Raw genomic sequence first — 20,866 nt, forward strand, 5'->3', positions numbered from 1 at the left:
ATAGAAGCAGTTATTTATGAAACTACAGAATAGCATAATGGCTTTGTTGGTGCTGATAGTAGCACCTTTCTGGCTTGCAGCACAGCCAACCAAAGTAGCTTGCATTGGCGACTCAGTTACTGAAGGGTATAAGCTGGAGAATCCGAAAGAAGAGTCTTATCCGGCTCAGCTACAAGGGCTGCTTGGCGATGATTATCAGGTTGGAAATTTGGGAGTGAGCGGTTCTACCTTATTAAGCAAAGGTCATCGGCCTTACGTTCAAACGGATGCTTATCAGAATGCGTTGGCCTATCAACCCGATGTTGTCATTATTCATTTGGGATTGAATGACACGGATCCGCGAAACTGGCCCAACTACCGCGATGAGTTTTTGAACGATTACCGGCAGCTGATTCAGGATTTTCGTGAATCGGGTTCACCCAACGTACAAATTTGGATTTGCCGGATGACACCGATTTTTCATCCGCATCCACGATTTAAATCCGGAACCCACGAATGGTTTTGGCAAATTCAAGCTCAAATAGAACAGCTTGCCGAAACCATGGAAGTGGGGCTGATTGACTTGCACCAAGCGCTTTATCCACATCCTTATTTGTTTCCTGATGCGCTTCATCCAAACGCCAAGGGGGCTGCAATTTTGGCTAAAACTGTTTATCAGCATCTAACCGGTGATTTTGGTGGCTTAACGCTGGCTCCGGTTTTGATGAATCAAATGGTGTTTCAGCAGAAACGGGAAATACCGGTATGGGGAAAAGCCGATCGCCATGAAAAGGTTATGGCCCGGTTGGCCGGACAAGTGCGCGAAGTGGTGGTTGACAATGCCGGCAACTGGAAACTGGTTTTCGATCCGGTTCCGGCGGGTGGTCCTTACCGTTTGGCTGTTTATACAGAAAGTGGTGATTCGATCATGCTGGAGGATATTCTGGTTGGAGAGCTTTGGTTGTGTGCCGGACAATCGAATATGGAATTCAAACTGCAGGATTCGAAAAACGGAAAAGCAGCTCTTCAGCAGGCTGATCACGATCGTATCCGACTCTTTAATTTGGCGGGCATCGCGCGCCCCAATAATTCGGAATGGGATTTAGAAACCCTGGAAAAAGTGAATGACCTTGATTACTTTGAGGGAAATTGGGAAACCTGCTCTGCTGCGACTGCTGCCGGATTTTCGGCCATTTCTTATTACTTTGGAAAACAGTTGCAGGAATCGCTTGATGTTCCTGTTGGGCTTATCCAACTGAGTGTTGGAGGAGCACCTGTTGAGTCTTTTATCGATCGGTTCTCTCTGGAGTCTGATCCCTATTTGGTAGATGTTCTTTATAACTGGAAAAAAAATGACTTTTTAATGGACTGGTGCCGGATGCGGGGTGCTAAAAATCTGGCACTGGCGACGAATAATTTGCAACGGCACCCGTATGAACCCGCTTATATTTTTGAAGCCGGCTTGCAACAGCTTACTGGTCTGCCATTGGCTGGTACCCTTTGGTATCAGGGCGAATCGAATGCACATAATGTGGAGCATTATCAGCGTGCTTTTCCGGCATTGGTTGAAGCCTGGCGAACGAGTTTTCAACAAGCCGACATGCCTTTTTATTTTGCACAACTGTCCAGCCTTACCCGTCCTTCATGGCCGCACTTCCGGGAGGCACAACGCCAGTTGGCCGATGAGATTCCTCATGCCGGAATGGTTGTAACCAGCGATCTTGGTGATTCCCTGGATGTACATCCTGTGCGCAAACAGGAAGTTGGTGAGCGTTTTGCCCGGTTGGCGCTAAACCGGAATTACGGACAGGAAATTGTTTGCAACGGACCCAACCCAATCGGTTTTCAGCAAAAAGGCGATTGGCTGACCTTACAGTTTGAATCAGCTACAACGCTTACAACGGCAGATGAAAAGCCTGTGCGTGAGCTTGAAGTTGCCGGAGCTGATGGAATCTTCATTTCAACCGAGGGCAAACTAAAAGGAAATACGATTCTTATTCGGGTAGATCATTTAAAGGTGCATCAGGTGCGTTATGCCTGGAAACCTTACTCCCGGGGAAATTTAACTAATGAAGAAGGCTTGCCTGCTTCAACATTTCAACTCGAATGTTCGGATTGGGATATTTAAAAGGAAGTAATATGTTAAATGCAAAGTTGATAGTCACTGCGCTGATACTCGTTTGCTGTTTGCCTGTGGTAAGGGCACAGGAGGGAAAAAAATCGTTTCAATCGACTTACTATGAACAGCGGAGAACCCTTTTTGAGAAACTACCCAATACGAAAAATGAAATTATATTTATGGGGAACAGCATTACTGATGGGGGTGAGTGGAGCGAACTTTTTCAAAATAAGAGAATTAAAAACCGAGGCATTAGTGGCGATGTCACCGAAGGCGTTTTGTTCCGTTTATCGGAAGTGACAGAATCGAAGCCGGCAAAGGTGTTTGTTTTAATTGGTATAAATGATCTTGCCCGTGGACTATCGAAAGAAGCTGTTTTTAGCAATATTTGCAAAATTGCTGAGCAAATTCAATCCGATTCGCCTAAAACCCGGGTTTATATCCAAAGCCTTTTGCCTGTAAACCCTGAATTTGAAAAATTTTCAGGCCATTGTTCCAAAACAAACGAAATTCTCTGGATCAACCAACGGCTTAAAGGTTGGTGTACGAAAACTTCATGCAGCTTTATCGATTTATTTTCAGAATTTAAGAGTGACAGCAATGACTATATGAATCCAATTTATACGAATGATGGTCTTCACCTGAAAGGGGAAGGATACCAACTTTGGTCTGAAATAATACGAGAATTTATTTAAATACAATCACCATTAATGGAATGAGGAATAATACTATGAATACAATGATTAATAAAATTGAAGGATTGATTGCGGCACCATTTACACCGATGCATGCCAATGGAGAGATTAAGCTGGAACAGCTGCCTGCATATTATAATTTTTTGCAGAAAAATGGTGTGGTAGGAGCCTTTATCAATGGCTCAACAGGCGAAGGTGTTTCGCTTTCTCAAGACGAGAAGCTAAAGCTTACAGCTGCCTGGACCGCTTTAAATAAGGAACACAAAGCCTTGAAGGTGATTAACCTGGTCGGTGGAACTTCTTATAAGGAATGTATTGAAAGCGCAAAAGCTTCAGCTGAACTGGGTGTTGACGCCATTGCTATTTTGGCACCTTTCTACTTTAAACCAGCCACCGGAAAGCAATTGGCTGAGTTCTGTGCTAAAATTGCTGAGGCTGTACCTCAATTGCCGGTTTACTTCTATCACATTCCGGTGTTAACGGGATGCAACGTGTCGATGTATGAGTTTTTGCAGGAAGCCAGTACAATGATTCCTAATCTGGCTGGTATCAAATACACGCACGAAGATTTCATGGATTTCCTAAGCTGTTTGAGTTTCCAGGATGGAAAATACGACATGCTATGGGGACGCGATGAAAACCTGTTGTCGGCACTGGTATTGGGAGCACGTGGAGGCGTTGGAAGTACGTTTAACTATGCAGCACCGCTTTACCATCAACTGATTAAAGCTTACAATGAAGGCAATTTTGTGGAAGCACGTAAGCTGCAGCAGCAATCCATCGACATGATTCGTTTACTCGGTAAATACGGAGGCATAGCTACCGGAAAAGCCTATATGCGCTATGTTGGCGTGGAGTGTGGTGAATTCCGTTTACCGGTGAAAAACATGACAGCGGAAGCTTACCAAGCCTTCCAGGCAGATGTTCGTGCGCTGGATATGGAAGCGTTATTTTCAAAAATTTAAGGTGTAAGCTTTTCGAGCATCCTTAAATCAACTGGTTACAGTTTCAAACTATAAAAGCAGGATTAAGCGATATGCAACTAGAGTGGGAAAAACTGGAAGAAATTCCGGTAACCAATAAAAATGCTTTTCAGCATGGATTGGCAGGGCTTGTCGCCGGTGTGCACCACAACCGATTGGTGCTGGCGGGAGGTTCAAATTTTGAAGGAGCGATGCCGTGGGAAGGAGGCCGAAAACTTTATCACGATACGGTTTTTACATGGAAGCAAAAGGCAAACGCTGCATTTAGTTGGGAGCATGCCAACTGGCAATTGCCAGAGCCAATGGCTTACAGCGCTTGTGTTTCAACTGAAAAAGGAATTGTTAGTTTAGGAGGAGAAACTGGCGATGGCCCTGCCGCTCGTGCTTTTTGCCTTTCATTCGAAGAGGATGAGCTGAAAATGACAGATTATCCGCAGTTGCCGGAGGCTTTGGCCAGCTCGGCAGCCGCGGCGCACGGAACAACGCTTTACCTGGCTGGTGGTATGGGCGTAACAGGCGAAACGAGTCATTTCTTTTCACTGAATTTGCAAGCTCCGGAGGCTGGTTGGCAGAAGCTGCCTGACTTACCGGTACGCTTGTCGCATGCGGTAGCTGCCTGTCAGCACGACGGAACAGAAACCTGCTTTTATATTTTGGGTGGCCGCTGCAGAGCTGGAGCAACCTCTAAGTTTTTGAGCGCTATCTGGAAATACGTACCTTCAAAAAATGAATGGCAAAAAACCGGTGAACTTCAGGTTGAAGGCGAAGCGCCGTTTGGACTTTCAGCAGGTACGGGCCTGGCTTATGGCAGCGACTCCATCCTGTTGTTTGGTGGCGATACGGGAGAAGCCTTTAACCAAACCGAGCGTTTGATAAACGCAGTGGCTCTGGCTGATACTCCCGAAGAAAAGGACCATTTTCTGAAGCTGAAAGAAAACCATTTGACCAGCCATAAGGGCTTTTGCACAGCTGTTTTCTGTTTCAACACCCGAAGCGGGAAGTTGAGCCGGGCCGGAGATATGGCCGGAATGACGCCGGTAACAACCACTGCCTTTTGGTGGAACGAGTCGGTTATTATTCCCGGAGGCGAAATTCGTCCGGGCATGCGTTCAGCCGAGGTGATTCGTGGAATCATCCGTCAGGAATAAGCTTTAATTCGGATAAAAACAAAAAATCATGAGTTTGGATTTTAAACAATTAGCATTACAATATCAGAAGGAATTACTGGAAAAGGTAGTTCCTTTTTGGGAGAAAAATTCGAAAGACGAGGAGTTTGGTGGTTATTTTACTTGCCTGGATCGGACCGGAACAGTTTTTGATACCGATAAATTTGTCTGGCTTCAGGCACGTGAGGTGTGGATGTTTTCGTCTTTGTACAACCGGGTTGAGAAAAAAGCGGAGTGGCTGGAAATGGCCGAACATGGCGCTCGTTTCCTGTTGAAGCACGGACATGATGGAGAGCTGAACTGGTATTTTTCGCTGACACGCGAAGGAAAGCCGCTGGTTCAGCCTTACAATATTTTCTCCGACTGTTTTGCAACCATGGCTTTTGGCCAGTTGTACCAGGCTACCGGCAACGAGAAGTACGCCGAGGTTGCCAAACAAACGTTCGACAATATTCTGGCGCGCCAGAACAACCCCAAAGGACAATACAACAAGCTGGTTGATGGCACGCGTCCGCTGAAAGGCTTTTCATTGCCTATGATTTTGTGTAACCTGTCGCTGGAAATTGAGCATCTTCTTCCTGAAGAACTGGTGAATCAAACCATTGATGAGGCGATTCACGAGGTGATGGATGTTTTCTATCAGCCTGATTCCGGACTGATTCTGGAAAATGTGAAACCCGATGGCAGCTTTTCCGATTCGTTTGAAGGCCGGCTGTTAAACCCCGGACACACCATTGAAGCGATGTGGTTTATCATGGATTTGGCAGAACGCCGCAACGATGAGGCCCTGATGCAAAAGGCCGTGAAAATTATGCTTGACACCCTGAAGTTTGGCTGGGATAAGGAGTTTGGCGGCATTTTCTATTTCCTCGATTTTAAAGGCAATCCACCTCAGCAACTGGAGTGGGATCAGAAATTGTGGTGGGTGCATATTGAAACGCTCATCAGCCTGATTAAAGCCTATAAACACACAGGCAACGAAGAATGCCTGCAGTGGTTTGAAAAAGTACACGATTATACCTGGTCGCATTTTGCCGATCCGGAGCATGATGAATGGTTTGGGTACCTGAACCGTCGTGGCGAAGTATTGCTGCCGCTGAAAGGTGGCAAGTGGAAGGGATGCTTCCATGTACCGCGCGGACTTTATCAGGTATGGCAAACATTGGAAAAATTAAACTAATGAGACAAAATCAAAAACGAAATCAACAAATGGCCAGGTCAGCATTCAGCTTAACAAGAAAGGTGACGATGGCCTTTCTTGTTCTGTTGGGGCTGTGGAGCGGAGAGCTGCTGGCCGAAGAAGAAATTAATCACATTGAGCAAAGCACCCAAAACATATTGGGTGATGTCAAACAAATTGCCGGTCAGGAAGGGGTGGCAGGTGCTTTTGCAGGCGTGCATAACAACGCGCTGCTTGTGGCCGGCGGCTCTGCTTTTCCGGATGGCAAACCCTGGGAAGGCGGACAAAAGCATTTTTCTGATGCCGTTCTTGTGTTTGAGCGCGGGACGGATGGTGCCGTTGAGCTGGTGCAGAATGGGCAACTTCCGGAAGGCATTGCCGAAGGAGCTTCGGTTTCGCTGTCCGAGGGGCTTTTGTGCCTGGGCGGTCAAACGTCTGCAGGCTTAAGCAAACAAGTGGTTTTAATCAGCTGGGTAAATAATCAGCTTGAATTAGAGCAATTTCCAGAACTGCCGGTTGCTGTTAAAAATCCGGCGGCAACAGTGATCGGAAATTCCGTTTATGTTGTTGGCGGGCAAAGTGCAACCGGTGCTACCGACCAGTTTCTGAAACTGGATATCGCGAACTTGTCTGCCGGTTGGCAAACTTTAGCCGCTTTCCCAATGCCGGTGGCGGGCGCATCAGCTGTTGCTCAGATGGATGGGGAAGAGGTGAGTGTTTTTGTTTTTGGTGGCCGCGCCAAAGCAGTCGGGGCCAGCACAACAACTTTTTACTCCGGCGTATTTCGTTTCCGTCCTTCGGCAGAAGTTTGGAAACAGCAAAGAGATATCCAGCTTGCCGATGGACAGGCGATGTCCTTGGCCGTAGCTGCAGCAAGCCCGGTTGGTGCTTCGCATGTGGTCGTGGCTGGAGGCGACTCCGGCGCTACTTTCAACCAGGTGGAAGCAGCAATTAACCGGATGCAGAACGGCGATGCTCAGGCTCAGTCTGAACGGGATTCGCTGTGGATCAATCATCCCGGATTCAATACAAAAATATTGATTTATAATACGGTGACCGATGTGTGGTTTGACGCAGGAAGCTGGGAAGGAACGCCTGTGGCAGTTAGCTCTTCGGTTTGGTGGAACGGCTCGCTGGTTGTTCCCGGTGGCGAAATTAAACCCGCCACCCGCACGCCCATGTTGCAGGAATTCCGGATAACGGTGAAACCGGTTTTTGGCTGGCTCAACTATTTGGTGTTGGGGGTTTATTTTATTGGCATGTTGCTCCTCGGGTTTTATTTCATGAAACGCGAAAGCAGCACTGATGATTTTTTCAAAGCCGGAGGACGTATTCCCTGGTGGGCTGCTGGTATCAGTATTTTCGCCACAACGCTAAGCGCGATTACCTTTATTGCCATTCCGGCTAAATCCTACGCCACCGACTGGCGTATGTTCATGTTTAACATGGCCATCATTGTTATTGCTCCGGTTGTTATCCGTTACTTTTTGCCTTTTTTCCGAAGGTTTAATTTTGATACCGCTTACCAATACCTGGAAGCCCGGTTTAACCGGTCAGTGCGCTGGCTGGCTTCGGCTTTGTTTGTCTTTTTCATGGTGAGCCGGATTGCCATTGTGCTGTTTCTGCCTTCATTGGCCCTGAATGCCGTAACTGGCTTTAACATTTACCTGGCCATTATTGTCATGGGGGTGGTAACCATCATTTACTGTACCAGTGGTGGTATCGAAGCCGTTGTTTGGGGCGATGTTATTCAAGGATTCATTTTGGTTGGTGGTGCCTTCATCGCGCTGTCCTTTATGTTGGCCGGGGTTGAAGGCGGTTTGGGCGGATTTTTAGACATTTCTGCCGCGCATCATAAGTTTCACACCTTCGATTTTCGGTTCGATTTTACACAGCCAGTGTTCTGGGTGGTGCTGATTGGCGGGTTGGCAAACACCTTAATTTCGTACACTAGCGACCAGAGTGTTGTGCAGCGATACATGACAACCAAAGATGAAAAAGCGACCGGACGAAGCATTTGGCTGAATGGTTTTTTGAGCATACCGGTAAGCATCATTTTCTTCCTTTTAGGAACCGGGTTGTATGCCTATTATACTTCAAATCCTGAACGGATGGCCGTGGTTAATCCCAACATCGATTCGGTGTTTCCGCAGTTCATTGTGGCCCAAATGCCGGCTGGTGTTGCCGGACTGCTGATTGCGGCCATCTTTGCCGCGGCAATGTCAACCTTGTCGTCCAACATCAACTCGGTGTCAGCGGTAATCACGTCAGATTTTTACAAGGTGCTTGCTAAAAAGGTAACGCTGGGGCGTAGTATGTCTGTTGCCCGCTGGTCCGGCATTATTGTGGGCGTACTTGGAATAATGATGGCCTTGATGCTGGCCACCTGGAACATTGCTTCGCTTTGGGATCAGTTTAACACGTTCCTGGGCTTGCTGACCGGAGGCCTTGGTGCCTTGTTTGTGATGGGTGTTTTCTTTCCACGAATTTCGGGCCATGCCGCACTGGGCGGTGTTGTTGGTGGCCTGATTGTTCTGACGCTGGTGAAAAATCACTCGGATCTTTCGTTTTTGCTTTACGGTCTGGTAGGCATGGCCGCCAGTGTCGTGCTGGCCTTGTTGCTGAGCCTGGCTCTGCCCAACCGAAAAACGATAACCGGTTATACCTGGCAAAGCCGCGAACGAAACGCATAGCCTTCTTTTTAGATATATGATTCAAAAAGTGTCTTCCATTAGTTGGGAGGCACTTTTTTGTTTTAAAGAATTGGCGACAAGATTCCGGATTGCATCGGTCAAGTAAACAAAACCGATTATTTGGATGTTCTAACTCACTTTAATAGACATAACGATCCCAACCTTTTCATGCTTGTTCAAAAGGCCTGAACTTTTAGTGGAACGTTAATAGTCGTTAATGAGAGGCTGAAACTAGTTAATGAATTGTTAAACAGTAGGGACTCTTGCTGGTCTTTTCTATTTTTGCCAGAATTAAAACAACGAAAGATTTTTGATAGTTATTGAAGCGTGTTTTTTTGACTGATGGGTACAATTTCCAAATACAATATTTTTAGCAGCAAGCTGTGGGCGGTGGTGTTCATGGGCCTGTTTTTGGCATTGGCTCCTTGTTCGGTTCGCAATACGCTTCAACGTGCCATAGGGCAACAAACGACGGAAAGCCTGGTGAAGTTTAAGGCTTCGGTACAGTACGGATCCAGCTGTAGTTATGATTATTATGCAGCAGATGCCGTTCCGCATAAGGTGGTAAAAACAAGTGCCTCGTTTGGACCTTCGGTCGTTCTATCCAATAATACTTCAGATTTTGACCAACCGGCAGCCACATTTGAACGCGTGTCGGGATCCCCTGTTCTAAGGGGCTCTGAAGTTCCTCTTTACCTCTTGTATAAAAGATTGAAGTATGCTGCCTGATTGCATGTGAGCGCAGTAAGTAAAATCATCTTTTAACAACTAATTCCTCGTCGTTAGGGGATGCTGTATATGTGCAGCGTCTGCAGAATAGTTTGACGATGGGGGAACTCAAAACAAAATAACATGCAACATAAAAATTTAGCCCAGTCTTATCAGTTGGCTGGTTTATTCACCTTATCTATTCGTCTGGTTGTAGGCTGGACTTATTTCTCAGCTTTTTGGCGCCGCTTGTTTTTAGCCAATAAACTTGATCCGGAAGCGGCCGGTTACATTGGCGAAAAATTCAACCATTTTCTGCCCAATGCGCTGGGCATTGGTCCCGTAATTGAGTACCTGGTTTCCATCCCGGAAGTGTTGTGGTGGGCCATGGCAGCTTTTACCATTATTGAAGGAATTGTGGGGCTTTTCATTATGCTCGGACTTTTTACCAGGCTTATGAGTGCCGGAGTTTTTGGTTTGGCCATGGGAATTTTATTGGGCTCAGGCTGGATTGGTACAACCTGCCTGGACGAATGGCAAATCGGGATTCTCGGAATAGCTTCGGGTTTTACCTTGTTTTTGTCTGGCAGCGGACGCTATTCGCTCGACTATTATTTGCAGAAGAAAGATCATGCGATAACGAAACACAAATGGTTTAGCTGGCTTGGTTCGGGCGTTTTACCCATTCAGCTCACAAAACTGCACCGGCTTGTTTTTGCCGGGTCATTCCTCATTTTATTCATCACCTTATTTACCAACCAGCATTTTCACGGTGGGGTTTGGGGAAACCTGCACAACAAATCAGTCAAGCCTAAAATTGAAATTGCTGAAGCAAAAATTGCCAAGGATCAACTTTCATTTCAGGTGTTTCGCGTGGAAGGAGCCGATGTATACGGTTCATTCCTGATTGGGATTGAACTGATGGATGAAAGTGGACAGACCGTTATTGCGTTGGACGGTGATGATCTGGCTGCTTTCCCGGAGGAAAATATTAGTAATAACTATGTTGCCCGGGTAAAGCCCGGAAAGCACAGCTTGGTGATTCCATTGGGAGCAAAAGCGACTTTGAGCATTGAAAATGACCAGTTGCAACAGCTAATGGCCGGAAAATACGAGTTAAAGCTGCTCGACATTAGTGGGGCAAGCTGGAGTGCATTTGTGGAGGTAGAAAACTAGTCAAGGACTTGATCGTTCTGCTTGCCGAAGGCCTTTGTTTCACGACAAAGGCTTTCGGTTTGCCTTCTTTTTAAAGCAGCGCTTTGATAAATAAGTTTCATGTACTCATTCGTTTTAGTCATAAGAAAAGGGGAGCTGTACTTCTGAAAATTACAGCCACAAATAGAATATCACTAGTAATAGGGATTGTTAAGGTTTCGGCAGAAAACTATTTTTGTTTATTTGGAAAAGGATAGTAATGTCTGATTTATAAAAACGCTTGGAATTCAAGCTAACGAAAGAAAAAATTAAAGCATGATTGATTTAACAATTTCAACAATACAAGAGACCATTAACAGTCTGCGACCAGGTGAAAAGGGAATTATCGGAAATTTTGCAGTGGAAAAAATTCCGCTTAAGCTTCAGGAAATGGGATGCTTGCCGGGCAATGAGGTGCAGTTAATTCAACTAGCGCCGTTTCGCGACCCTTTGTTTCTGAATATCAATGGAAATAATCTGGCAATCAGACGTGAAACAGCTGACTTGATTGAAATTACCAAAGTGCTTTAGAGTAAAATGGGCAAACAATTGAAGGTCTCACTTATTGGGAATCCGAATACGGGCAAGACGTCCTTGTTCAATTTATTGACTGGTTTGAACCAGCAAGTTGGGAACTACCCGGGAATTACGGTGGAGAAAAAGGAAGGAACCTGCCGCTTGCCGGGAGGGGGAAAGGCGCATATTCTTGATCTTCCCGGAACCTACAGCCTGAATGCTTCTTCGGCGGACGAACAGCTGGTGGTTGAATCGCTGCTGAGAAAGGAGCAACCCGATTTTCCGGATCTGGCCGTGGTGGTAGCTGATGTGGAAAACCTCAAGCGCAACCTCATTCTTTTTACCCAAATTAAAGATTTGAAGATTCCGGCTATTTTGGTGATCAATATGGCCGACCAAATGGAACGGCGGGGCATAAGCCTGGATGTTGAGTTACTGGAGAAAAAACTGAACACCCGGGTTGTCTTGATGAGTGCTCGGAAGAAGACAGGAATTGATGAGCTAAAGAAACAGATTGAAGATTACCAGCAGTTGCCGGTTTCGCCCTGTCTATCTGTTTCGGAGTTGGATGCAACTTATTTCGAGCGATTGCAAAAGGCCTTTCCCGAAGAAGATTTATACCGCCTGTGGTTGTGTGTTTCACAGGATGTTGCGCTAAAAAAGATTGATGAGAGCTTGCTAAAAGCGAATGATTATTCGGAACGAAACACGCCCGAAATTAAACGTTTGCAACAGAAAGAAACCATTGCCCGCTACCTGTTTATCAATCGTTTTTTGAACGATGCCTACCAGGTTGATCGCACGAAAGCGACCGATTGGCGCAGTGTTTTAGATCGTATTTTGACGCATCGTATCGGGGGGTATGCCATTTTCTTTTTGATCATGTTACTGATGTTTCAGGCTATTTACAACTGGAGCAGCATCCCGATGGATTTCATCGATCAGTCTTTTGCGCACCTGAGCGGATGGACCAACAACCACTTGCCTGAAGGTCCTTTTACCAGCTTATTGGCCGAAGGAATTCTGCCCGGCATTGGAGGTGTCGTGATTTTTGTACCTCAAATCGCTTTCTTGTTTTTATTTATTTCCTTGCTGGAAGAAAGTGGCTATATGAGCCGGATTGTCTTTTTGATGGATCGTTTGATGCGTCGTTTCGGGCTGAGTGGAAAAAGCGTTGTGCCACTCATTTCAGGGACTGCCTGCGCCATTCCGGCGGTTATGGCTACCCGTAACATTGAAAACTGGAAAGAACGGATGATTACCATTTTGGTGACTCCTTTTATCACCTGTTCGGCCCGTTTACCGGTTTACCTGATCATTATAGCCTTAGTTATTCCCGATCAGACTTTTGTGGGCTTCAACCTGCAGGGGCTGACTTTAATGGGCCTGTATGTTTTGGGTTTTGGAATGGCTGTTCTGTCGGCCTTTGTGCTGGATAAGATCATCAAAAATAAGGCACATACTACTTTTGTTGTTGAAATGCCGGCCTATAAAGTTCCGATGGCAAAAAATGTGCTTTATACCGTGCTTGAGAAAACCAAAAGCTTTGTGCTGGTTGCCGGTAAAATTATTTTAGCCATTTCGATTGTCTTGTGGTTTCTGGCTTCGAATGGGTATTCCGATGATTTTTACCAGGCTGAAGAAATTGTTCGGGCACAACCTGAAAATACGATGCTGAGCGAGCAGGAAATGCAGACCGCTGTGGCTTCATACCAGTTGCAACACTCTTATATCGGTATCATTGGTCATGCGATTGAGCCGGTGATTCGGCCCTTGGGCTACGACTGGAAAATTGGGATTGCCCTGGTGACCTCGTTTGCTGCCCGCGAAGTCTTTGTGGGAACCTTAGCTACCATCTACAGTGTGGGTAGTGAAGAGGAAGAGACGATTAAGGAACGCATGTCGTCGGATGTGAATATTCGGACCGGGAAGAAGCTTTTTGATTTCCCGACAGGTATTTCGTTGCTTTTGTTTTATGCTTTTGCCTTGCAGTGTATGAGTACGCTGGCCATTGTCAAAAAGGAAACCAACAGCTGGAAGTGGCCATTCATTCAGCTGGTGCTTATGAGTGGATTTGCTTACCTGGTTGCTTTGGGAGCTTACCAGATGCTTGCTTAATTTTTAAACGATAAAGAAATTGACGATGTGGAGTTTGCAACATATTTTGGTTTATCTGGCTGTGGCCGCTGCGGTAGCTTATTTGGTGAAGAAATATTTTCTGAAACCTAAAAGTAAAAAAGAGCGGACTTGCGGCATGGACGATTGCGGATGCCACTGATTGGCTTACTTCGTTGCTCTAAAAGAAAAAGCCCCGGAGAAACGTTAAAGCGTTTTGCCGGGGCTTTTTTTCTGCGTTTACTTTATCCGTTTCTTAGTCTATTTTTTGAGCACGTTTACAATTCCATCACCAAATAGTGAGTGTTTTTGTCGAAGTTGTTGTATCTAATGAATAAAGTTATTCTTACTCATGTTGAGGTTTCTCCAGAGAAGTAATTGACATGTGAGAAAAACTATTTTAAATCTTCATTTTTAGTTGATGCGTTTGTGGCAGGTTCCTTGGGAGGGGAGCCTGCTTTTATGTTGGATAATATGCTTGGGAAACAGGATGGTACCGGAAAGTAGTAAATGAAAAACAGGCTAACTTTTGTACCTTGTGAAATGACTAGCTCGGAAGAAACTCATTCGCAATACCTAAAATAACCTAATTCTAAACCATCATGAAAAGACGAATTCTTCTGTTATTTATTCTTTCAATCAGTGTTGTTCCTTTAGTGGCTCAAGTGCAGGTTACTAATCTGTTGGTTGAAAACAGACAAGAACCTTTGGGCATTGATGATCCCATGCCCCGTTTAAGTTGGCAGCTACTTGCCGACAAACGAAATGTGATGCAAACAGCTTATGAAATCAGGGTCAGTCCGGATCTGAAAGCGTTGAAGCAAGGGAGAAAATTGAGCTGGCACTCCGGGCTTGTTCAGTCCGACCAGTCCGTATTGGTTCCTTACAAGGGAAGTGAATTGGCGCCGGGCACTCCATATTACTGGCAGGTAAGGGTTCGTGACAACAAGGGAAAACTATCGAAATGGAGTGATCCTTCTTTTTTTGTTACTGGTCTTCAGCAAGCTGCTAATTGGCAGGCTCAGTGGATTCAGGTTGGCTTTAAAGAGCAAAAGAGTCGGCCTTCACCTTTGTTTCGCAAGGAATTCACCAGCGATAAAAAGCTTGTGCAGGCCTTGGCTTTTATCACCGCCAAGGGTGTTTACGAGGCAGAAATTAATGGGCAAAAGGTGGGTGACCTTTGTTTGGCACCGGGCTGGACTTCATACAATAAACGGTTGCAGTATCAAACGTATGATGTAACTGACTTGATAAACGAAGGCAATAATGCCGTGGGCGTAACCTTAGGCAATGGTTGGTATCGCGGAAATATTGGATTTGAGGGGAAGGTGGATGCTTATGGCGACGAGCTGGCTTTGCTTTTTCAGCTGGAACTGACGTATGATGATGGCTCAACAGCAGTGGTTTTGTCCGATGGAAGCTGGAAATCATCGACTGGGCCTATCGTTTATTCCGAAATTTATCATGGCGAAACCTACGATGCGCGTCTGGAGCAGAAAGGCTGGTCTGAAGCCGGATTTAACGACAGTGGCTGGAGCAATGTGGAGGTGAAAAATTACTCCAAGACAATTTTGGTTACAACAGAGAATGAGCCCATTCGAAAGCAGGAAATATTCCATCCGGTAGAAATACTAGAAACACCGGAGGGAGACCAGGTGATTGATTTTGGACAGAATGTTGTGGGCTGGGTGCAACTAAAAGTGGCCGGAAAAGCAGGCGATAAAATTACCATTACCCACACCGAAGTACTGGATAAGGACGGTAATTTTTACACCGAAAGCCTGCGGTCGGCCAGGCAGCAAAATACCTTCATTTTAAAAGGGGAGGGCTTGGAAGAATTTGAACCGCACTTTACCTGGCAAGGTTTCCGGTACATTAAGGTTGAAGGTTATCCGGGAGAATTGAAGCCTGAAAATTTTACGGCAACAGCCCTTTATTCGGATATGGAGCTAACGGGTTCCTTTGAATGTTCGGATGACTTGGTTAACCAGCTGCAGCATAACATTCAGTGGGGGCAGCGAGGTAATTTTCTGGATGTGCCGACAGACTGTCCGCAACGCGACGAGCGTTTGGGATGGACAGGTGATGCGCAGGCCTTTGCCCGTACCGCAAGTTTCAATTTTAGGGTGCACAGTTTTTTCGATAAATGGCTGAAAGATGTTGCGGCCGACCAGTATGCAAATGGCGGTGTGCCTTATGTTGTTCCTGATGTTTTGAACAACAAGCAGGTTAGTCCGGGGTGGGCCGATGTAGCCACCATTGCTCCCTGGACCATGTATTTGGCCTATGGTGACAAGGAGTTGCTGGAAACTCAGTATGCAAGTATGAAAGCTTGGGTGGACTATATTAAGCATGTGAGTCATAAGGATTTGTGGCGGCCGAAACATTCTTTTGGTGACTGGTTGTTTTACCGTCCTTTTGATGATAACTCGGGCATGTCGGCCGTTACCGACAAGAGTTTAATTGCCCAGGCTTTTTATGCTCATTCCACCCAGTTGCTTATTCAGGCAGCGCAAGTGCTGGGCAAGCAGGACGATGTAAAAGTGTATCAGGATTTGCTAGCGCAGATTAAGCATGCTTTTACGCAGGAGTACATGACACCCAAAGGAAAATTGGTTTCCGGTACGCAAACAGCTTATGTGCTGGCACTTCATTTCGATTTATTGCCCGAAGAACTTCGGGATCAGGCGGCAAAACGCCTGGTGGATAACATTCGGCTTTACAACACTCACCTGACTACCGGTTTTTTAGGAACGCCTTACCTGTGTCATGTGCTTTCTCGTTTTGGTTATACCGATGTGGCTTACGAACTGTTGATGCAAAAGACCTATCCATCGTGGCTCTACCCGGTAACCATGGGCGCCACCACCATCTGGGAGCGTTGGGACGGCATTAAGCCGGATGGCACTTTTCAAACGCCGGGCATGAATTCGTTTAACCATTATGCGTATGGAGCTATTGGCGACTGGTTGTACCGCGTGGTTGCCGGTATCGATACAGAGGTTGATCAGCCGGGGTATAAAGCAATCCGGATTCAGCCGCAGCTTGGAGAACCATTAACCTATGCCAAAGCAGAACTGAAGACCTACTACGGTACCGTTGTGTCGGGATGGGAAAAAGGGGTTGATAAAGTGACCTTGCAGGTTTCGGTGCCGGTGAATACCAAGGCGATTGTTGCCATCCCGGCTTCTGATGCGGCCGCCATCACTGAAGGAGGTAAGCAATTCTCCGAATTCAAGGAAATAACACTAGTGGGCCAGGAAAACGGTCGGGTTTTGGTTCAAATCGGTTCGGGGGATTACCTGTTTGAATGGCCCAACTAGCATAAGCTCCAAGTCGGGAAAACTAAAAGCCGGCCTTGTTGTGATGGTGCGATTCAAGGCCTGCTCAAAAATGACCGGACTTTTCTGAAAAAAGTCCGGAGAGAAATTAAAAAAGTCCAGACTTTATTTAAAAATGTCTGGACTTTTTTCTGGAAATCTCCTGACCTTTTTTGAAAAACAACAGGACTTTTTCTGAAAAAGTCCTGTTGTTTTTTTTCCAGATCAGGATATTTTTGGGCTTAACTTAATACTGGCTTAAAAATGGCGTTAGTTGGAGCCCCCTGAATCACGCTGAAAAGTCAGCTTGCCGGAAGCATTGGACAGGGTCAGGCTTTGCTTGGCTTGTTTCACCTTCCAGCTTTGTTCATTCAAGGTTTTCAGAAACTCCGTTTCGTACTGATCATCAAAGCAGGCCATTTTTGTCGCCATAATCATTCCAAATTGAATGGAATCTCCGCTTAGTTCGAAGTTGCCGCCAATCCGGTTGCAGCCGCCAAAACCACTAAACCGGTTTGCGTCAAGCTGAAACTCGATATAAGGCGCATTCTCGCCTTCAACGGTGGTCGTATTCATTTGTGTCAGTATCCACTTTCCGCTCAGGTCAATCTGTTGGGCTGCCTTCTCCGATTTATTCAGAATATACCAGTCGGCATAGCCCGATTCAATGGGATTGCCATAAATATCAAGAATGACCAGTTGATTGTTTTTAATGACAAATTGTTTCAGTCCTTCGTGTTGGTCCTTGTCTTTCAGGTGAACGATGGTGTCGTTCACAATTTCAAAGGTCCCTGAATTACGAAAAGTTCCATCTTCCCGGTCCAGGTAAGTGGAGCTTTCCGAATAGGTACGGTCTTTATTCAACGAAAGCGAGTACATAATGCCCGGGCAATCGGCACAAGGTAACTCACCGGTATAATTGCCAACAGGCACAACCAGTTTTTTGCTGGCACAAGATTGCATGAGTGCGAAAACGAGGATTAACCAACTTAATTTTTTCATGATCATTCTGTTCTTATATGTTATAGGCGTTTCGGACGGCCAAGTAGATCGAACGGCTGAAAGCCTAAAGCGTTTAACGGATAACGTAGATGCTAAATTAGTAAAGAGGTTGCGTTGGGGCTTCAATTTCGGAAAAATTAACGATTATTAACAGTGGGGTAACAGTAATGTCATTTAACAATCGCTAACTAATTGACTATATTTGGCGAACTTTTATAGAATTTATTTGATATTTACTTATGAATAATTTAAAGAAGCACTTGTTGCTGGCATTAACGGCCTTGTTAATTGTTGGCGGAGTGAGTGCACAGGAAGAGGAGACGAAAGGCTACCAGTTTACAACGATCAAAGACATACCGATTACTTCGGTCAAGGATCAGCACCGCTCCGGAACTTGTTGGTCTTTTTCAGGTTTAAGCTTTTTAGAGGCTGAAATGTTGCGCATCGGAAAACCCGAGGTGGACTTGTCTGAAATGTTTATAGTATGGCATACTTACGACGAAAAGAGCATGAAATATGTGCGCTTGCACGGAAACCTGAACTTTTCGGCAGGAGGTGCTTTTCATGATGTAACAAAGATCATTAAACGATATGGGATTGTTCCGGAAGAAGCATATACCGGCTTAAACTATGGCGAAAATCAGCACGTACATGGTGAAATGGATCGTATCCTGAAAAATCAGGTGGAAGCCGTTATTCAAAATCCGAATAAAAAACTGAGCCCGGCCTGGCGCGAGTCTGTTCGGGGAACACTGAATTCTTACCTGGGTGAAATTCCGGCTAAGTTTGACTACCAAGGCGCAAGCTATACACCTATGAGCTTTGCTTCGGAATATACCGGTTTGGATATGGACGACTATGTGGAGGTAAGTTCGTATACGCACCATCCGTTTTACTCGAAATTTATTATTGAAGTTCCGGATAACTGGATGTGGGATGAAGTGTACAACGTGCCTTTGGATGAGTTGGAAGCAATCATTGACAACTCCATCGAAAACGGGTACACGGTTGCCTGGGCTGCCGATGTAAGTGAAAAAGGATTCAGCACCTCGAAAAAAGGAGTGGCTGTTGTTCCGGCAGTTGACAAGCAGGAAATGAACGATGCTGAAATTGCCCGTTGGGAAGAAATGTCGGAATCAGAAAGAAACAACCAACTGTATAGCCTCGAAAAACCTGGTTCGGAAAAGATAATTACGCAGGAACTCCGCCAGGAAGCTTTTGATAATTATCAAACCACAGACGACCATGGGATGTTGATTGTGGGTACAGCAAAAGATCAGAATGGAACGGTTTATTACAAAGTAAAAAACTCGTGGGGTGAATACAATGTTTACGATGGATTCTTCTATGCCTCGAAACCTTATGTACGCTACAAAACAATGAGTATTATGGTACACAAAGATGCCATTCCGAAGAGTATCCGAAAGAAATTGAATCTGTAAAGAGAAAAAGCTCCCAACACCTTGGGAGTTTTTTTTATGTCTTTTGTTCGGCGATGCTTATCTTTGGCTTTTCATTGGCACCGGCAATTCACAAGCTGCCCGAAAGCAGATTTCTAGCATAGTCCGTGCAAACATAAACGTAACTAAAAACAAATCAGGGCCGTCAATTCATGAAGCGTTGCTTGCTTTTTATATTAACTTGTTTTTTCGTGGGAAGTATTCATGCGCAGGAAGATTGGTCGTGGTGGAACGAAACGCACGGATGGGAGCCAGGGATGCCGGGCTGGCGGAGTTTTTTGATTATTAGTCCGGGTTACTTAGGCCCCAATGCTTTACCAGTGCCATCGTTGACCAAAGGTGTGCTGGAAACCGGCAAAAGCTTTACCCTGAGTGCTGATTTTCATTTTCGAAGTGGCGATCCGACTCAAAACATGGCCGGACGTTTCTATTATCCGTTTTCCGATCGGATTGCCATTGAGTTGTATGGCGTGCTTGTGGAGTACTATTCCATGTCGGACGAAGTTCGTGATGAGCGTGCTGCACGCGACCGTGATGGCAGAGGCCTGGCTACCGGCGATCTGTATTTCTCCACCTTGGTTCAGCTGGTGAAAGGAGAAGCTTTTCCAAACACGGTCTTGCGGATGACCGGTAAAACAGCGTCGGGACGCCGCTACGATGCTGCACGCTATACCGATAGTCCGGGGTATTATTTTGACTTGAGCTTTTCAAAGGAAATCCCGTTTCAGGGCAATCAATGGCAAGGACTCCCGTTTGCGTCGTTAGGCTTTTACTCCTGGCAAACAAACGATATGGACAACTTGCAAAATGACGCCTTCCTGTATGGCGGGGGAATGGAGTTGAGCAATGAAAAGTGGACATTTACAAATTCGTTAAGCGGCTATTCCGGCTACAAGAATGAACGGGACAAACCCATGGTTTATACCCTAACGGTGAAGCGGGAATTGAAAAAAAACGCCATCCAGTTTCAGTACATGTATGGAATACGCGACTGGCAATATCAAACATTTAAATTGGCTTATTCATGGCAATGGGAATAAAACAGACTGTTACTAATTTATATCGCAGCAAAGGGTTTACGGGTTTTTTGTATGCCTATGGCGTATTTCTGGTTCTTGGGATCATCGTTTTTTTAACCACCCAACATGGAGATGTTGTTTTATTTCTGAATCGCTATTCCCGAATTGAATGGGATGGTTTTGTTGAATTCTTGACAGACCTGGGACTGGGAACTTATGTGGCCGGAGCCATGGTGCTTCTGCTGTTCTGGAAAATTCGCTATGGCCTAACCGGCCTGGTAACACTTGGGCTGGTGGGTATCTTTACCAACTTGCTGAAAAAGGGTGTGTTTGACGAGCGGATGCGCCCGTTCAATTATTTTTACTACGATGATTTTCACCGGTTTATTTATACGGCGGAGCTTAATTATCATTACAGCTTTCCTTCGGGGCACACCATGACTATTTTTGCAGCCATGAGTTTGATGGCTTATTTTGCCGGGAAAAGATGGATTGGCCTGCTGTTTTTTGTGCTTGCTTTAAGCATTGGATTTTCGCGTATTTATCTGTTGCAGCACTTCTTTCTGGATGTGTATGTTGGATCGTTTGTTGGCGTTATTTGCACCGTTTTGGCCCTAATGCTATTGAATGGTCTGCTTCGGCTTGACCGTTACGCCTGGTTCGAAAAGCCGATCCACCGTATTCGATTTAAAAAATAAGATTGGAGCACGATATGGA

Annotated in this window: 16 protein-coding genes; 15 read left to right on the forward strand and 1 reads right to left on the reverse strand. The window is 45.6% G+C overall.

Going from position 1 to position 20,866, the window contains the following annotated elements; translation table 11 throughout:
* Positions 1-16: 16 nt before the first annotated feature.
* From ACRD6K_RS07755 to ACRD6K_RS07810, 12 genes are all read left to right on the forward strand, one after another.
* Positions 17-2,107, forward strand: a complete 2,091-nt coding sequence (locus tag ACRD6K_RS07755; RefSeq protein ID WP_430972800.1) for a GDSL-type esterase/lipase family protein — start codon at positions 17-19, stop codon at positions 2,105-2,107.
* 11 nt (positions 2,108-2,118) lie between these two features.
* Positions 2,119-2,793 carry a GDSL-type esterase/lipase family protein gene (locus ACRD6K_RS07760; RefSeq protein ID WP_430972801.1) on the forward strand — a complete coding sequence of 225 codons (675 nt, stop codon included), beginning with the start codon at positions 2,119-2,121 and terminating at the stop codon, positions 2,791-2,793.
* Between the two features lie 44 nt (positions 2,794-2,837).
* Positions 2,838-3,758 carry a dihydrodipicolinate synthase family protein gene (locus ACRD6K_RS07765; protein WP_430972802.1) on the forward strand — a complete coding sequence of 307 codons (921 nt, stop codon included), beginning with the start codon at positions 2,838-2,840 and terminating at the stop codon, positions 3,756-3,758.
* 50 nt (positions 3,759-3,808) lie between these two features.
* Complete coding sequence (locus ACRD6K_RS07770) at positions 3,809-4,924, forward strand: hypothetical protein (RefSeq protein WP_488621823.1); 1,116 nt, start codon at positions 3,809-3,811, stop codon at positions 4,922-4,924.
* A gap of 28 nt (positions 4,925-4,952) precedes the next feature.
* Positions 4,953-6,122 carry a n-acyl-d-glucosamine 2-epimerase gene (locus ACRD6K_RS07775; protein WP_430972804.1) on the forward strand — a complete coding sequence of 390 codons (1,170 nt, stop codon included), beginning with the start codon at positions 4,953-4,955 and terminating at the stop codon, positions 6,120-6,122.
* A complete protein-coding gene (locus ACRD6K_RS07780; RefSeq protein WP_430972805.1) occupies positions 6,122-8,815 on the forward strand; it encodes a sodium:solute symporter family protein in 2,694 nt (897 codons plus the stop codon). The genes ACRD6K_RS07775 and ACRD6K_RS07780 overlap by 1 nt, the downstream gene beginning before the upstream one ends.
* Before the next feature lie 342 nt (positions 8,816-9,157).
* On the forward strand, positions 9,158-9,544 hold the full coding sequence (locus tag ACRD6K_RS07785; protein ID WP_430972806.1) for a hypothetical protein: 387 nt from the start codon (positions 9,158-9,160) through the stop codon (positions 9,542-9,544).
* Between the two features lie 123 nt (positions 9,545-9,667).
* Positions 9,668-10,699 carry a TQO small subunit DoxD gene (locus ACRD6K_RS07790; RefSeq protein WP_430972807.1) on the forward strand — a complete coding sequence of 344 codons (1,032 nt, stop codon included), beginning with the start codon at positions 9,668-9,670 and terminating at the stop codon, positions 10,697-10,699.
* A gap of 294 nt (positions 10,700-10,993) precedes the next feature.
* Positions 10,994-11,248, forward strand: coding sequence for a FeoA family protein (locus ACRD6K_RS07795; RefSeq protein WP_299576799.1), 255 nt, complete (start codon positions 10,994-10,996; stop codon positions 11,246-11,248).
* Positions 11,249-11,266: 18 nt separating this feature from the next.
* Positions 11,267-13,351 (forward strand): ferrous iron transport protein B, encoded by a 2,085-nt coding sequence (feoB, locus tag ACRD6K_RS07800; protein WP_430972808.1) that lies wholly within the window; start codon positions 11,267-11,269, stop codon positions 13,349-13,351.
* 25 nt (positions 13,352-13,376) lie between these two features.
* Positions 13,377-13,511, forward strand: a complete 135-nt coding sequence (locus tag ACRD6K_RS07805; RefSeq protein WP_430972809.1) for a hypothetical protein — start codon at positions 13,377-13,379, stop codon at positions 13,509-13,511.
* A 439-nt stretch (positions 13,512-13,950) separates the two neighbouring features.
* Positions 13,951-16,671, forward strand: a complete 2,721-nt coding sequence (locus ACRD6K_RS07810) for a family 78 glycoside hydrolase catalytic domain (protein WP_430972810.1) — start codon at positions 13,951-13,953, stop codon at positions 16,669-16,671.
* Between the two features lie 267 nt (positions 16,672-16,938).
* Here ACRD6K_RS07810 and ACRD6K_RS07815 read toward each other — a convergent pair whose 3' ends face one another.
* Positions 16,939-17,670: a copper resistance protein NlpE N-terminal domain-containing protein gene (locus ACRD6K_RS07815; RefSeq protein ID WP_430972811.1), complete on the reverse strand. Its 732-nt coding sequence runs from the start codon at positions 17,668-17,670 to the stop codon at positions 16,939-16,941.
* 239 nt (positions 17,671-17,909) lie between these two features.
* Between ACRD6K_RS07815 and ACRD6K_RS07820 the strand changes: the two genes are divergently transcribed.
* The 3 genes from ACRD6K_RS07820 (at position 17,910) to ACRD6K_RS07830 (ending at position 20,847) form a co-directional block, all read left to right on the forward strand.
* Entirely contained in the window at positions 17,910-19,112 is a 1,203-nt protein-coding gene (locus tag ACRD6K_RS07820; protein ID WP_430972812.1) for a C1 family peptidase, read from the forward strand.
* Positions 19,113-19,321: 209 nt separating this feature from the next.
* Complete coding sequence (locus ACRD6K_RS07825; protein WP_430972813.1) at positions 19,322-20,170, forward strand: hypothetical protein; 849 nt, start codon at positions 19,322-19,324, stop codon at positions 20,168-20,170.
* The gene (locus tag ACRD6K_RS07830; RefSeq protein WP_299576814.1) at positions 20,155-20,847 is read left to right on the forward strand and encodes a phosphatase PAP2 family protein; all 693 of its coding nucleotides are present in this window, start codon (positions 20,155-20,157) and stop codon (positions 20,845-20,847) included. Before ACRD6K_RS07825 ends, ACRD6K_RS07830 begins: the two co-directional genes overlap by 16 nt.
* The last annotated feature ends 19 nt before the right edge of the window (positions 20,848-20,866 follow it).

Origin of the sequence: Sunxiuqinia rutila (assembly GCF_050589705.1) — a bacterium.
GTDB classification, from domain to species: domain Bacteria; phylum Bacteroidota; class Bacteroidia; order Bacteroidales; family Prolixibacteraceae; genus Sunxiuqinia; species Sunxiuqinia rutila.